Below are 13,898 nucleotides of genomic sequence, written 5' to 3' on the forward strand. Positions count from 1 at the left end.
GGCACGCCGAAACCGATGTAGCCGGCCCACTTCACCTTGGCCGCGTAGGGCTGCATGCGCGGGGTATCGAGCGCCTGGAAATACGTCCACCAAGTCTTGGTATCGACGGGTATGTCCACGCCGATCAACAGCTTCACCAAAAACCCCGACAGATAGACCCCACCCAACAGCGCCACCAGCAGAACCATAAGAACAAACGCGATCCGCATTGCACGCATGCACCCCTCCATTCGGCATAAATGATCCAGGCGAGATCATCGCACACCCCAACGCCGCCGCCTTGGCACGCTTCCCATCGCGTCGCCGGACACTTATCCTCAGCGGAATCCGCCGGCAGTCTGGGGCCACATGCACTGGGATCTGTTCACGATCATCCAACAAATCCTGATCATCCTGACCATCGCCGGTCAGTTGTGGATCTCGATCCTCGTCGTTCGCAACGCGAAGGGCACCGAACAATATGTGCGGCTGATGTCGTTCTGCACCGGGCTGCTGTTGTTTCTGCTGTGCCGGCCGCTCGGCCTCACCTTCGCCGACCTGATGCTGCGCGCGCACGGGGAGGGCAATCTGATCGAGAAGATCCTGATGGGCGGGGTGATGCCTTTCCTGGTTGGCATATTCGTATCGGAGGGCACGGTGTTCGCGCTCGGCATGCGCAAGCCGATTCCGATCCGTTTCATGCTGATCGTCGCGGCATTCACGCTCTCGCAGGCGGCCTATACCAACTACGTCACGCTGACCACCAAGGTGACCACGCTTGATAAAGCCTTCATTCCCAACATCTGCTACGCGATCGCGGTGGGTATCTGGCTGACCTGGCGGTACCGGGAAATCCCGGTGGCCTCGCACCGGGACTGAGCCGCCGGAGTTTGGCATCCCGCCACCGCCGCGCTAGGCTTGGGCGGGTCTGGTGATCGGAGCATTCGCATGTCGGCAAGCCTTCCGCGTCCTTTCGATTCCTCGCTGGAGCGTTGTTTCATTGGCGAAGGCGGTGCCGTGGCGGGCGATTATCTGGCGTTACTGCCAAGCGACACGCCGCTACCGCGCCCGCTGCTGACGCGGGCCTGGGTGGCCGACATCTTGCAGCGCCACGGCCTGGTGGCCGACGAGGACACCCTGGACAAGCTGATCGCGCAAGCCGAGGCCAGGCCGGCCGGCGAGTCCGGCGGACCGGATTATTCGACCTTCGAGCCAGGCGCATGGGGCGTGCATGAAGACGCCGCCAAGGGCTCGCGCTTCGCCGGCCATGTACTGCCGGTCTCCGCCACGGCCCAGCGGACGCTGACCGACGAGGCCCGTGCCGAACTGGCGCGCGAGCCGCAAACCAGCCCCGCGCAGGTCAATGCGTTGATCGCCGACCTGCGCGGCCTGGCCGACACGGCCGGCCGCCAGGACATCGTCAAAACCCTGGACGCGGTGAAGCGGGGCATCGACGGCGGCCGCAAGGCGGAGGCCGAGGGCGCGCCCGCCGGCGAAGTGGCGCTGCGTGGCATGCTGGAATTCGCCAGCGGCATGGGCCGCGAGCGCGAGGCGGCCAAGATCCTGGAGCGCTATACCGCCATCAAGGGCCTGTCCGGCAGCGTCAGGGAGCTGGCCATGAACGCGCGCCGGGTCTTCGGCGGATTCGACCCGGCCACGGGCAAGCCGATCAATACCGATCAACGCGTCGATGCCGCCTTCGACCTGCTGCGTGGCGGCTTCAAGCTGGCCGGGGAAATCGGCACCACGGCGATGCTGATGGGCGCGCGCGCCACTGGGCTGGCCGGCAGTCTGATCGCCATCGCGCCGGTCGGGCTTGCCATCGTGGCCTTTGCCGCCGCGGCCTACGAATTGATCAAACGTACCCGCGAGGCCCTGCTCGCCCCGCGCTGGGACGAATTCCGCGAGCGCTTCCCGTTTGCCGAGGGCATCGAACCCCGGCACGCGATGACCCGGGTGCTACGGCTGATTGGCGGCATGCCCGATGGCCCCGACAACGCCGCGACCACCGCCCAGCGCATCCTGGCGCTCTTCGGCGAGAACCCCGAGACGCGCGAGCGCTACCTGGCCTTCCTGAAACAGAAAGTGGCTCCGGAGAGCCTGGTGGACGCACTGGCCGACGGCAAGCTGGCGCGCGCCGTATCCAGCGAGGACGCGGTGCGGCTGGCCCGCGCGGCGAAGGAAAACGCCCGCGAGTTTCTCGACCTGGAAATGCGCGACGTGAAGCGCTACCTGCGCGAACACGATGACGGACGCGTGCGCGGCGCCTATCTCGCGCCCAACGCCGGGCAGGCGCGCAATGACGACCCGATGCGGCAATGGCAAGGCGATCTGCGCGAAGCGGCGCGCGTCGGCGTCATCTTGAGCAGCGGCGCCCATGCGCTGAACGGCCTGTTCCAGAACATGCTGAGCCAACTGAAGCAGCCCAATGGCGCGGCACCCGGCGGGCTGGACGCGCAGCAGCAGAAGAACCTGGCCGCCGCCGCGGTACCCGCCCTGCGCGATGCCGGGATCACCCGCGTGGATCACCTGCTGGCCAGCAAGGACGGCGCCCGCCTTTTCGCGGTGCAGGGCGACCCGCATTCGGAGCACCGGCGCATCGCCAGCATCGACATCGGCGCCGGCATCGGCCAGTCCATCGAAACCAGCAGCCGGCTGGCCGCGCGGCAGCAGGACGCGAATCAGCAGGATGCCGCCCAGCCCGCACCCGCGATCACGCCCGGCATGTAACCCGGCCTTGCCGTCGCGCCGGCGCTTTTGCGGCACCGGCGCGACGGCAATGGCGCTTCATTTCCAGACCGGGGAGGACGCGAACGGCCGCATACCCCGCGCGCCGACTGCCTGTACGGAGCCGCCCGGGCAGGAATGGCCACGGCGCGGCGGCCGGCCATGCGACCCAAGGAACCGCGACCGGGATTCGGCCCTGCCTTTGCGCCGGCTCAATCCCGGCCCAGCTTGGCGCGCACGGCTCGCTCGGTGGATTTCATCCCGGCCTTGCGCCCCAGCCCGAGGGCGGTTTCGACATCCACGCCCTCGTATTTCGCCGCCATCAACGCCAACAGACCACCGGCGCGGTTGGCGCTGGCGCAATGCAGCAATACCGGGCCATCGCCCTGGGCGGCGGACAGCGCCTGGTGCAATTCGCGCGCGCTGTCATCGTTGATGGCATCGGCATTCGCCACCGGAATCTCGATGTAGCGCATGCCGGCGGCGGCGACTTCCGCGGCTTCGTCCCGCGCCCGCATTTCCGCCTGGGGCCGCAGGTTGATGACGGTCTTGACGCCCTTGCCGGCGATGCCTGTCCAGTCGGCGGCGGCCGGTTGCGCGGCGGTATAGAGGCCGGGACGCGGGTTCAACAGCACGACGCCAGCGACGGATGCGGGTGTGGATGCGGATGCGGGTGCGGATGCGGGTGCGGGTGCGGGTGCGGGTGCGGGTGCGGAATGATCGCGCGTCGGTGGTTGCGCGCAGCCGGCAACGGACACGGTCAACGCCAGACACGCGGCGAGGGGGAATAGTCGGGTCATCGGGGATTTCATCTTCGCTCCAGTCCGGCGCATGCCGGTGTGTTCGAAATGTCGAGTTCGCCAAGGGCGTCCAGGGCGTCGGCGGGATGTTTCATCGACGGGCCTTCATCCATCGCCGCGCGCCCGGCCGTCATCATGCCGCTTATCGAAGCTTGATCGGCCAGCCTATAAATTAGACATTCATAATATTAGCGTCAACTGATATGATGAGCTCGACCCCCATCAGGAGCTTGTCATGGCGCTCACCGCCGCCGATCTGGTCGCCGATGCCCGCGGCCGTATCCGTGAAGTTTCGCCCGCCGATTTTCATGCCGCCGGGGCTGGCATCGCGTTGATCGACGTGCGCGAACCCGCCGAATTCGAGACCGGCCACTTGCAGGGCGCCATCAACATCCCGCGCGGCGTGCTGGAGTTCCAGGTCGATGCGCATCCCGCGCTGGCCCACCGCGAGCGCCCGCTGGCGCTCTACTGCCGTACCGGCGGCCGTTCGGCCCTGGCCGCCGACACCCTGCGGAAGCTCGGCTTCTCCGACGTGCGTTCGCTCGCCGGGGGCATCGATGCCTGGCGCAATGCCGGCCTGCCGCTGGGCCAATGACGATACGCGCGCGCCGGCGGCAGGCTATCGACGCGGCGACCATGCGCGAGCACGCCGGGCAGGCTGCGCGCCTGCTGAAGGCCCTGGCTAACGAGAAGCGTCTCCTGCTGCTGTGCCAACTGGTGGAAGGCGAGCGATCGGTCGGCGAGTTGAACGCCAACATCGACCTGAGCCAATCGGCGCTCTCGCAGCATCTCGCCGTACTGCGCGCGGACGGTCTGGTCCGCACCCGGCGCGAGGCGCAGACCATCCACTATTCGCTGGCGCCCGGCCCCGCCCGGCGCATCCTGGAAACCCTCCACGCGATCTACTGCGGCGAGGCCGCACCTTGACGAGGCCATGATGATCAAGCCCGAAGTACATCCCTTCTTCCACGCCGAGAGCAACACCTGGAGCTACATGGTGGCCGATGCCGCCAGCGGCCGCGCCGCGCTGATCGACACCGTGCTCGATTACGACTTCAAGTCCGGCCGCACCTCCACCGCCTCGGCGCGAGCCATCGCCGATGTCGCGCACGGGCGCGGGCTCACCGTTGAATGGCTGCTGGAAACGCACGCCCACGCCGACCACCTGTCCGCCGCGCACTGGCTGAAAAGCACCCGGTATCACGATGCGCGCATCGCCATCGGCGCCGGCATCACCCAGGTGCAAAAGGTCTTCCGGCCGGTTTTCAACCTTGGGGAGCATTTCCCGGTCGATGGTTCGCAGTTCGACCATCTATTCGAAGACGGCGAGAATTTCACCATTGGCAATCTGTCGGCGCGGGTTATCGCCGTGCCCGGCCATACCAGCGACAGCAATGCCTTCCTGATTGGCGACGCACTGTTCGTCGGCGACTCGCTGTTCATGCCCGATGGCGGCACCGCGCGCTGCGATTTCCCTGGCGGCAGCGCGGCCACGCTGTACCGCTCGATCCAGCGCCTGTACGCCCTGCCCGACCACACCCGCGTCTTCGTTTGCCACGACTACGGCCCCGGCGGCCGCGAATTCCGCTGCGAAACCAGTATCGGCGAAGAGAAGCTCGGCAACATCCACCTCCGTGCCGACACCACCGAAGCGGCCTTCGTGGCGATGCGCGAAACCCGCGATGCCGGCCTCGATATGCCGAAACTGATCCTGCCCGCGGTGCAACTCAACATTCGCGCCGGCGCCCCACCCGCGCCGGAGGACAATGGCGTACGCTATCTGAAGATCCCACTCGACACGCTGTAGCGCGCCCGGCCGGCGCGCCGGCTACACGACGATGGTCGGGGGGGGGATTTGATCAGGCTCACGTCGTACTGGCATATCCTCGGCAGGATGGGGACTCCCGCCGACGCCGACGCCGACGCCGACACCGCCATGAGCGAACACCACGCCGATTTCGACACCGCCATCGCCACGATGCTCGCGCGCATCGACGGCCCGCTACGCATCGCCACGCCGCTCGGCCTCGGCAAGCCGCACCGGCTGTTGAACGCGCTCTACGAACGCATCGCCGCCGATCCCTCGCGCGAGCTGCATATCTACACCGCCCTCTCGCTGGACCCGCCGCGTGCGCGCGGCGACGGCCTGGATGCGCGCTTTCTCGGCCCCTTCGCCGAACGGATGTACGGCCGCGATTTCCCGCGCTTGAAATACGTGGCGGCGGAGAAGAAGAACGCGCTGCCGGCGCACATCGAGGTCGAGGAGTTCTACATGCAGTCCGGCGCGCTCATGAACTCGTCCCAGGCGCAGCGCCGTTACGCCAGCCTCAACTACACCCACGTCGCCCGGGCGCTGGCCGATCGCGGCGTCAACTGCATCGTGCAGAAAGTGGCGAGCTCGCCGGACGATCCGCGCCTGTCGCTCTCGTGCAACACCGACCTGACCCTCGACACGCTGCGCGCGCTCGATGCCGCCGGCCGGCCGCGCCCGCTGCTGGTGGCGGAGATCGACCCGCACCTGCCCTGGCTCGGCAACCACGCCGCATTGGACGAAGCCTTCTTCGACCTGGTCATCGCGCCGCCGGCGCCGCACCCGCCGCTGTTCGCCCTGCCGCGCCAGCCGGTGGGCGATGTCGATTACGCCATCGGCCTCTACGCCAGTACGCTGGTGAAGGATGGCGGCACCTTGCAGATCGGCATCGGCGCGCTGGCCGACGCGCTTTCGCACGCCCTGGTGCTGCGCCACACCGACAACGCCCGCTACCGCGAAGTGCTGCGCGCGCTCGATCCCGAAATCGAGCGGCATCCGCTCGTCGCGCGCTGGGGCGGGCTCGATCCATTCGAACAGGGCCTCTACGGTTGCAGCGAAATGCTCAACGAAGGCTTCCGCCTGCTGGCCAGACGCGGCATCCTCAAGCGCAAGGTGGTCGACGACCTCGACCTGATGCGGCGACTCGATGCCGGCAACGCCCGCGTGGACGACCATGAGCGGCTGGCGCGCGAAGGGCAGTTCCTGCGTGGCGCCTTCTACCTCGGCTCGCCCGATTTCTACCAATGGCTGCGCGATCTGGACCCCGATGCCGCGCGCGCCATCGACATGCTGCCGGTCAGCCGCATCAACGCCCTGCCGCGCGACAACGAAACGCTGGAGCGGCTGCAACGCCGCCATTCCCGCCACTTCAACACCTGCATGATGGCGACCGCGCTCGGCGCCGCCGTATCCGACATGCTGGAAGACGGCCGCGTGGTCTCGGGCGTCGGCGGCCAGTACAACTTCGTGACGATGGCGCAGGAAATGGACGATGCCCGCTCGGTGTTGATGCTGCGCGCCAGCCGCGAAAACGGCAACGAGACACGCCCGAACATTCTCTGGAACTATGGCCACGCCACCATTCCCCGCCATCTGCGCGACATCTACATCAGCGAGTACGGCATCGCCGACGTGCTCGGCCGGGTGGACGAGGACGTGATCGAAGCGATGGCCGGAATCGCCGATGCCGCGCACCAGCCCGCATTGATCGAGCAAGCCAAGCAAAACGGCAAACTGGCCCGCGACTTCAGCCCGCCATCGTACTGGGCGCGGAACACGCGGCCACGGCTGCTGGAAGCACTGGCGCCGTTCCGCCGCGACGGCACCCTGCCCGACTATCCGCTGGGCAGCGATTTCACCGACACCGAACAGCGGCTGGCGAAAGCGCTGGCCAGGCTGAAGGCCGATACCGCGACCCGCCAAGGCAAATGGCGGGCGATGGCCGCCGCGTTGTTGGCCGCTGGCGACTGGCACGACCCGGAAGCGATGGCGCGGATGGACATGACGCACCCACAAGGCTTCAAACAGAAACTGGAAGCGCGAATGCTGGACACGGCCCTGCGCGCGACCCGGCCGCATTCGTAAAGCGCCCCGCGTCCCGCACCGGCGGGGCCGCTGCGCGCCTTCCGCGTCGCGGGGCCGACATCGTTCCAGGTGGCTTGTTCCACCACGCCCTTCATCCGCCGCTTCGCACCGCCGCCTTCCGCGCCCCTTTCCTTCAATGGACGGTTGAGCCTCACGTTTGCCGGATGGGGCCTCCGGCATTGCCATGCATCAGGCGAACGAATGCAGGCTGGCGGAATGTCTGGTCAGCGAGATCCTGTGCGTCGGGCCGAGCGCATCCCGCCATTCGCGATCGTGGCTGACGATGACGAACGCCCCCGGCCATGCGCTCAACAACGCCGCCAGCGCATCGCGGGTGGCGAAATCGAGATGCTGATCGGGTTCGTCCAGCAGCAGAAACGGTGCGGGTGGATCGCGGTATGCGGCCTGGGCCAGGGCGATACGCATGCGCTCGCCCGACGACAGCGAAGCCAGCGGTTGCCGTAAGCGGTCCGCCGGAAATCCAAGCTGGGCAAGCCGGTCGTGCCAACGTGCGCGGCTTTCGGCCCCCCCATGCGGATCGAGCCAATCCAGCGCCGGCACATCGTCCGGAAGCCGGGAAAGCGCCTGGTCGAGCCAGAAGACAGGAACCTCGGCGTTCACCCTTCCATGCGCTGGAAGGTGGGAAGGATCAGCGATGGCGCGCAACAACGTGCTCTTGCCACTGCCGTTGTCGCCGGTCAGGACAATGCGCAGCGGGCCAGCGAGGCTGGCGCTGATGCCGGCCTCGGGCTGCTCGCTCAAGGGATGGAAATCGTGGAAATCGAGCACGCGCCGGCCTGCGGGCAAGGCCACGCCCGCGGCAACGAATCGCGGCGTGTGGTTTTCTCCCAACGCCCGCCAGGTCTCGCCGACGCGCCGCCGCGATACTTCGACACAGATCCGCCGTGATTCACGTTCACGGCCTTGGAATCGCTCGGCATTGTCCTTGCGGCGATCAAGCGCCAGCTTCGACAAATTGGCCGCCCTGGCGTCACGACGGCCCTTGGATTCACGCTTTCGCAAGGCGTCGAGGCGCTTGGTCGATTCGGCTTCCGCCCGTGCCCGTTCGTGACGCGCCTGCCGATGGTCGTGCAAAAGCGTGCGCCGGGTTTCCGCCTTCACCCGCTGGTAGAAGGACAGGCCACCGGGGTAATCGCGCACACCGCCTTTTTCCAATTCCAGCAGGCGCGGCACTTGCGCCAGCCAGACCGGGTCATGGCTGACCACGAGCGTGGCCCCATTGCGCCGCATGAAATGGTCGCGCCAACGCGCGGATGCACCGGCATCCAGGTACTGGCTGGGCTCGTCCAGCAACGCCACGGGCGGATCGGCCAATGCCACGCCCAGCAGGCGGTACTGCTGGATTTCGCCGCCGGACAATCGTTCGAGCGGGGTTTCCGGATCGTAACGGGGCAATTGCATTTTTTCGGCCAGGTCACGGGCGTCATCGAGCCGCGTCCAGCGTTCGTCGATCAGGGCCAGGTCTTCGGCGCGGCCTTGTCCGGCCTCCAGCCGGCGCAGAGCGTCGCGCCATTCGCGCAACCCCAGAAGATCAATGACCGCGCCTCGGCGCTCGCTCCCCGTGGACAGGAGCAGCGGGCGGGACATGGATTCGACCCGGCCCGACGCGGGCGCATCGATCCCGGCCAATACACGCAGCAAGGTGGATTTTCCGGCACCATTGGCGCCGACCAGCGCGCATGTCCCGCCGTATAGGACGAAGCTCAACCCATCCAACAGCACGCGGCCATCGGGCAGCAGGAAGGAAAGCGCGGAAACGGAAAGCCGAGCGGCCCCGGTTGGGGAACGTGTGGACATGCGACACCTGCGATCTGAAACGAACGGATACCGCGAAGCGGGCTTCGCGGCGATGGACGGTTCAGGCGGGCTGGCGCATGACGGCGCTACTCCAAAAAAACGACGGGCCGGGAAACCCCCGGCCCGTCGATACTACGACGCGGGACGGGTCAAAGCGACCTGGCCGCTTCGACCACGTGTTCGACGGTGAAGCCGAAACGCTCGAACAGTTCATCGGCGGGCGCGGAAGCGCCATAGCGCCGCATGCCGACGACCGCGCCATCCAGCCCCACGTACTTGCACCAGAAATCGGCGGTGCCGGCTTCGATGGCGAGGCGCTTGCGACAGTTGGCCGGCAGCACGGCCTCGCGGTAGCCGGCATCCTGGCGGTCGAACACGTCGGTGGAGGGCATGGAAACGACGCGCACCGTGGGGCCGAGCCGCTCGGCCGCCGCCATCGCCAGGGCCACTTCCGAGCCGGTGGCGATCAGGATGATCTCCGGCGCGCCCGCGCTCTCCCTCAGCACGTAGCCGCCACGCGCGATGTTGCGCAGCTGCGCGTCGTCGCGCGGCTGGTGCGGCAAATTCTGGCGCGAAAACACCAGGCAGCTCGGGCCATCCCCGCGCTCGATCGCCGCGCGCCAACTCACCGCCGATTCCACCGCATCGCAAGGACGCCAGACATCGTTGTGCGGGATGTAGCGAAGCGACGCCAGATGCTCGACCGGCTGGTGGGTCGGGCCGTCCTCGCCCAGGCCGATGGAATCGTGGGTATAGACATGGATGGCGTGCGCGCCCATCAACGCGCTCATCCGCACCGCGTTGCGGGCGTAATCGCTGAAGACGAGGAAGGTGGCGTCGTAGGGAATGAAGCCGCCGTGCAGGGTCATGCCGTTCGAAATGGCGGTCATGCCGAATTCGCGCACGCCGTAATGGATGTAGTTGGCGTTGGCATCGCCGCTGTTGGCGTCGCGGCTGCCGCTCCACAGGGTGAGGTTGGAATGGGCGAGGTCGGCCGAACCGCCGACCAGTTCAGGCAGATGCGGCGCGAAAGCCTCGATCGCCATCTGCGAGGCTTTGCGGCTGGCGACGACCGGGCCTTCCGCCTGCAACCGGGCGATGTAGTCGTCGGCCGCGCCGGCGAAGCCCCGCGGCAGTTCGCCGGCCATGCGGCGCTGGAACTCGGCGGCGAGTTCCGGGTGGGCGGCGGCATAGGCGTCGAAGCGCGTCCGCCATTCGGCCTCGTCCGCCTGCCCGGCTTCGACCGCGCTCCAGCCCCGCATGATGGGCGCGGGGATGTCGAACGGGCCGTATGGCCATGCCAGCGCCTCGCGGGTCGATCGCACCTCGTCCTGGCCAAGCGGCGCGCCGTGGCTGGACTCCTTGCCGGCGCGGTTCGGCGAGCCATAGCCGATGGTGGTGCGGCAGCAGATCAGGACGGGCTTGTCGGTGGATTTCAGCGCGGTCTGGATCGCGGTCTCGATTTCGTTGGGGTCGTGGCCGTCGACGTTGCGGATCACCTGCCAGCCATAGGCTTCGAAGCGCGCGGCGGTATCGTCGGTGAACCAGCCGTGCACCTGGCCATCGATGCTGATGCCGTTGTCGTCCCAGAAGGCCACCAGCTTGTTGAGTTTCCAGGTGCCGGCCAGCGAGGCGACCTCGTGGCTGATGCCTTCCATCAGGCAGCCATCGCCCAGGAACACCCAGGTGCGGTGATCGACGACATCGAAACCTTCGCGGTTGAACCGCTGCGCCAGGAGCTTCTCCGCCAGCGCCATGCCAACCGCGTTGGCGATGCCCTGGCCGAGCGGGCCGGTGGTGGTCTCGATACCGCCGGTGACGAAGTTTTCCGGGTGGCCCGGCGTTTTGGAGCCCGCCTGGCGGAAGTTCTTCAACTCCTCCAGCGGCAGGTCGTAGCCGGTCAGGTGCAGCAGCGCGTAGATCAGCATCGAGCCATGGCCGTTCGAGAGCACGAAACGGTCGCGATTCAGCCAGCCCGGGTTGGCCGGGTTGTGCCGCAGGTGGCCGCGCCACAGCACCTCGGCAATGTCGGCCATGCCCATCGGCATGCCGGGGTGCCCGGAATTGGCCGCCTGCACGGCGTCGATGGCAAGGAAGCGAATCGCATTGGCGAGCTCGCGGCGGGTCGGCTCAGTCATGGCATCTTGGTGGCTGCGCCCTCGAACCGGGGCGCGCTCATTGTCCCACGCCACGGCGCTGGAAAAAACGAAGCCCGGCGCATCGGCCGGGCTTCGGACAAGCGCGACGCCGGCGATCAATTCATCCGGTTGTATTCCTCCACGGCGTCGTTGTACTTCTTGACCGCTTCGTTGAACTTGCTCGGATTCTTGCGCGCCTCGCGGTAATAACCACCCAGTCGCTCCAGCTCCTCGGCGACGCTCTCGTATCTGTCAATCGTCGGCAGGCTGCGGCCGCTCAAATCCTTGCCTTCGTCCGCTTCCTTGCGTTTGGCGTGCTCGCTGCGAATGTTCACGATGGCGGCATCCATTTCCGCCAGTTGCTTGTTGGCCTCCTCGACCTTGGCCTGGTTCTTGAAGTCGCCCGCCTCGTCGAAGCTGTCGATGATCTTTTCCGCGCTGCCGAGCGCGACGAGCGTGTGCATCTCCAGCAGCCGGCCCTCGGCTTTGTATTTGGCCAGGCTCCTGGCGTGCATCTCGTCACTCAGCTTGTCCACTTCCATGCTGTATTTGTCGAGCGCAGCCGAAATCGCGGCGATGCCCTCGACGTACTCCGGCAAGCGGCGTTTGCCTTCCTGGCCGCCATCGTCCTCGTACTTCTTCGCCTTGTTGTAGCTTTCCAGCGCTTTCCAGTTCGGCAGGTATTTGTCCAGCGCCGCCAGCAGCGCGCGCGCGGCTTCGTCGGCGGCCGGGGTGGCGGCCGGCATGTCGAGCGCTTCCTTCAGCTTGTTGAGGGTGCTGTCGCCAAAGTAATGCGTGTCGTCGCGGATTTCCTTGAAATCGCCCGCCGCCACCTTGGCGCGCGACTGGGCCGCCCAGCGCTGCTGAGCCTCATTGCCGCCATCGCTGAACCTGCGCAGACGGTTGCCCACCTCGATGTAGCCGTTGACCTTTTCGCTCCATGCCTCGTCGGACTGCTTGGCGCCTCCAGCCTGCGTCGCGCTGCCGCCAGCTGGCTCCGGGCCAGCGGCATCGCCGGATTTATTGCAGGCCGGCAACAGCGCGGCGATGGCCACGGCCAGGACAGTGACGGACAGAAACTTGCGCATGGGATTCTCCAGTTCGGTTCGATCCCCCCCCGCCACCGAGATTAGCCCATGTTGGCGTGGTTCAGATAATACGATCGCCATCGCCTTGGCTGGCGACATCCGCGGATGCGTCTCCGGGCAGGCTGTCGTCGCTCTCGCCCTTCGATACCAGCGCGGCGATGCCGAGATCGCCGGTCACGTTCAACGTGGTGCGGCACATGTCGAGAAAATGATTGACGCCGAGCACCAGCCCGATGCCCTCCGGCGGCACGCCGACCATCGCGCAGATCAGCGCCACCACCGGCAGCGAACCGGAAGGCACGCCCGCGGTGCCGATGCCGCCGAGGATACATACCAGCATCACCATGAACTGCTGGCCGAGCGACAGTTCCACGCCGAAGAACTGGGCAAGGAAGATCACCGTCACGCCCTCGAACAAGGCGGTGCCGTTCTGGTTGGCGGTGGCGCCGACCGTCAGCACGAAGCGCGAGACCTTTTTCGGCAGGCGCAGGTTCTCGTCGGCCACCCGCAGCGCGGTGGGCAGGGTGGCGTTGCTCGACGCGGTGGAGAACGCCATCAGCATCGCCTCCTGCACGCCTTTGAAGAAGGCCAGCGGCGACCAGCCGCCCAGCGTACGCAGGGCCAGCGAATAGACCACGAACATGTGCAGGGCGAGCGCGCCCACCACCACCGCGACGTAGGCGCCGAGACGGACCAGCAGGTCCCAGCCAAACAGCGCGGCCAGATTGAACATGAAGCAGAACACCGCATAGGGGGCGAGCCGGATGACCAAGCCGATCAGGGTCATCGATATCTCGAACAGGCCCTCGACCGCGCGCTTGACCAGCCGGGTATTGGGGTTGTCGGTCAGCACCAGGCCGACGCCGAACATCAACGCAAAGAACATCAGCGCGAGGATGTTGGCGTTGTTGGCGGCCGCGCCGACCACGTTCTGCGGCACGATGGAAAGCAGCATCTCCATGCCCTTGGGCTGGCTGCCGCTGTCCTTGACGATGGTGGCGGCGCGTTCGGCGCCTTCGCTCAGCAGTTGCTGCGCCAGCACCGGGTCGACGCCCGTACCGGGCTTGAACACGTTGACCATCGCCAGCCCCAGCAGTACCGCCGCCGCCGAGAGCACCACGGTATAGCCGAGCGTGCGCCAGCCGATCCGCCCGAGCGAAGCGACATCGCCCATTTCCGCCACCCCGACCACCAGCGCCGAGAACAGCAACGGCACGATCATCATGAAGATCAGGCTGAGAAAGAGTGTGGAGAACGGCTGGGTAACGTATCGGGTGAGGCCCGCGACCCAGGCCGCGTGCGGGCCGGCACCGTAGTGGACGAGCAGACCGAGCAAGAGCCCGGCGACGAAGCCGATGGCGATCTTCCAGTGCAGCGGTAGGCGGGATTTCGACTTGACGGGTGTGGACATGCGGGCCTCTGAGTCAGGCCGCGAGCTTAACAAACCCCCTGT

General features: G+C 66.9%; 11 protein-coding genes. 6 read left to right on the plus strand and 5 right to left on the minus strand.

Translation table 11 applies throughout. The features are described 5' to 3' along the window. The first annotated feature begins 348 nt into the window (after nt 1–348). Nucleotides 349–858, plus strand: coding sequence for a hypothetical protein (locus tag EBB59_RS05100; protein WP_122101080.1), 510 nt, complete (start codon nt 349–351; stop codon nt 856–858). Between the two features lie 69 nt (nt 859–927). Then, the gene (locus EBB59_RS05105) at nt 928–2,709 is read left to right on the plus strand and encodes an XVIPCD domain-containing protein (protein WP_122101081.1); all 1,782 of its coding nucleotides are present in this window, start codon (nt 928–930) and stop codon (nt 2,707–2,709) included. A gap of 209 nt (nt 2,710–2,918) precedes the next feature. Here the strand turns inward: EBB59_RS05105 and EBB59_RS05110 are convergent, their stop codons facing one another. Continuing rightward, complete coding sequence (locus tag EBB59_RS05110; protein WP_245979093.1) at nt 2,919–3,341, minus strand: protein tyrosine phosphatase family protein; 423 nt, start codon at nt 3,339–3,341, stop codon at nt 2,919–2,921. Nucleotides 3,342–3,741: 400 nt separating this feature from the next. Between EBB59_RS05110 and EBB59_RS05115 the strand changes: the two genes are divergently transcribed. The 4 genes from EBB59_RS05115 to EBB59_RS05130 all read left to right on the plus strand — a co-directional run bounded on the left by EBB59_RS05115 (nt 3,742) and on the right by EBB59_RS05130 (nt 7,401). After that, entirely contained in the window at nt 3,742–4,101 is a 360-nt protein-coding gene (locus tag EBB59_RS05115) for a rhodanese-like domain-containing protein (RefSeq protein ID WP_122101082.1), read from the plus strand. Then, nucleotides 4,098–4,433, plus strand: coding sequence for an ArsR/SmtB family transcription factor (locus tag EBB59_RS05120; protein WP_211327692.1), 336 nt, complete (start codon nt 4,098–4,100; stop codon nt 4,431–4,433). Before EBB59_RS05115 ends, EBB59_RS05120 begins: the two co-directional genes overlap by 4 nt. 10 nt (nt 4,434–4,443) lie before the next feature. Then, entirely contained in the window at nt 4,444–5,313 is an 870-nt protein-coding gene (locus tag EBB59_RS05125) for an MBL fold metallo-hydrolase (protein WP_122101228.1), read from the plus strand. A gap of 129 nt (nt 5,314–5,442) precedes the next feature. Further along, complete coding sequence (locus EBB59_RS05130) at nt 5,443–7,401, plus strand: acetyl-CoA hydrolase/transferase C-terminal domain-containing protein (RefSeq protein WP_122101229.1); 1,959 nt, start codon at nt 5,443–5,445, stop codon at nt 7,399–7,401. A 189-nt stretch (nt 7,402–7,590) separates the two neighbouring features. On the opposite strand, the gene EBB59_RS05135 is transcribed toward EBB59_RS05130, so the two are convergent. The 4 genes from EBB59_RS05135 to EBB59_RS05150 form a co-directional block, all read right to left on the minus strand. Continuing rightward, nucleotides 7,591–9,219 carry an ATP-binding cassette domain-containing protein gene (locus tag EBB59_RS05135; protein ID WP_122101083.1) on the minus strand — a complete coding sequence of 543 codons (1,629 nt, stop codon included), beginning with the start codon at nt 9,217–9,219 and terminating at the stop codon, nt 7,591–7,593. 149 nt (nt 9,220–9,368) lie between these two features. Then, on the minus strand, nt 9,369–11,357 hold the full coding sequence (tkt, locus tag EBB59_RS05140) for a transketolase (protein ID WP_122101084.1): 1,989 nt from the start codon (nt 11,355–11,357) through the stop codon (nt 9,369–9,371). 116 nt (nt 11,358–11,473) lie between these two features. After that, on the minus strand, nt 11,474–12,445 hold the full coding sequence (locus tag EBB59_RS05145) for a DUF3829 domain-containing protein (protein ID WP_158601718.1): 972 nt from the start codon (nt 12,443–12,445) through the stop codon (nt 11,474–11,476). Between the two features lie 61 nt (nt 12,446–12,506). Beyond that, entirely contained in the window at nt 12,507–13,856 is a 1,350-nt protein-coding gene (locus EBB59_RS05150) for a dicarboxylate/amino acid:cation symporter (RefSeq protein ID WP_122101086.1), read from the minus strand. Nucleotides 13,857–13,898 lie beyond the last annotated feature (42 nt).

Source organism: Solilutibacter pythonis (assembly GCF_003697345.1).
Taxonomy (GTDB): domain Bacteria; phylum Pseudomonadota; class Gammaproteobacteria; order Xanthomonadales; family Xanthomonadaceae; genus Solilutibacter; species Solilutibacter pythonis.

What these genes read in the sequence shown, in the direction of transcription:
- EBB59_RS05100 (WP_122101080.1), top strand. Translation starts at nt 349, where the DNA reads ATGCACTGGGATCTGTTCACGATCATCCAACAAATCCTGATCATCCTG.
- EBB59_RS05105 (WP_122101081.1), top strand. Translation starts at nt 928, where the DNA reads ATGTCGGCAAGCCTTCCGCGTCCTTTCGATTCCTCGCTGGAGCGTTGT.
- EBB59_RS05115 (WP_122101082.1), top strand. Translation starts at nt 3,742, where the DNA reads ATGGCGCTCACCGCCGCCGATCTGGTCGCCGATGCCCGCGGCCGTATC.
- EBB59_RS05120 (WP_211327692.1), top strand. Translation starts at nt 4,098, where the DNA reads ATGACGATACGCGCGCGCCGGCGGCAGGCTATCGACGCGGCGACCATG.
- EBB59_RS05125 (WP_122101228.1), top strand. Translation starts at nt 4,444, where the DNA reads ATGATCAAGCCCGAAGTACATCCCTTCTTCCACGCCGAGAGCAACACC.
- EBB59_RS05130 (WP_122101229.1), top strand. Translation starts at nt 5,443, where the DNA reads ATGAGCGAACACCACGCCGATTTCGACACCGCCATCGCCACGATGCTC.
- EBB59_RS05135 (WP_122101083.1), bottom strand. Translation starts at nt 9,219, where the DNA reads ATGTCCACACGTTCCCCAACCGGGGCCGCTCGGCTTTCCGTTTCCGCG.
- tkt (WP_122101084.1), bottom strand. Translation starts at nt 11,357, where the DNA reads ATGACTGAGCCGACCCGCCGCGAGCTCGCCAATGCGATTCGCTTCCTT.
- EBB59_RS05145 (WP_158601718.1), bottom strand. Translation starts at nt 12,445, where the DNA reads ATGCGCAAGTTTCTGTCCGTCACTGTCCTGGCCGTGGCCATCGCCGCG.
- EBB59_RS05150 (WP_122101086.1), bottom strand. Translation starts at nt 13,856, where the DNA reads ATGTCCACACCCGTCAAGTCGAAATCCCGCCTACCGCTGCACTGGAAG.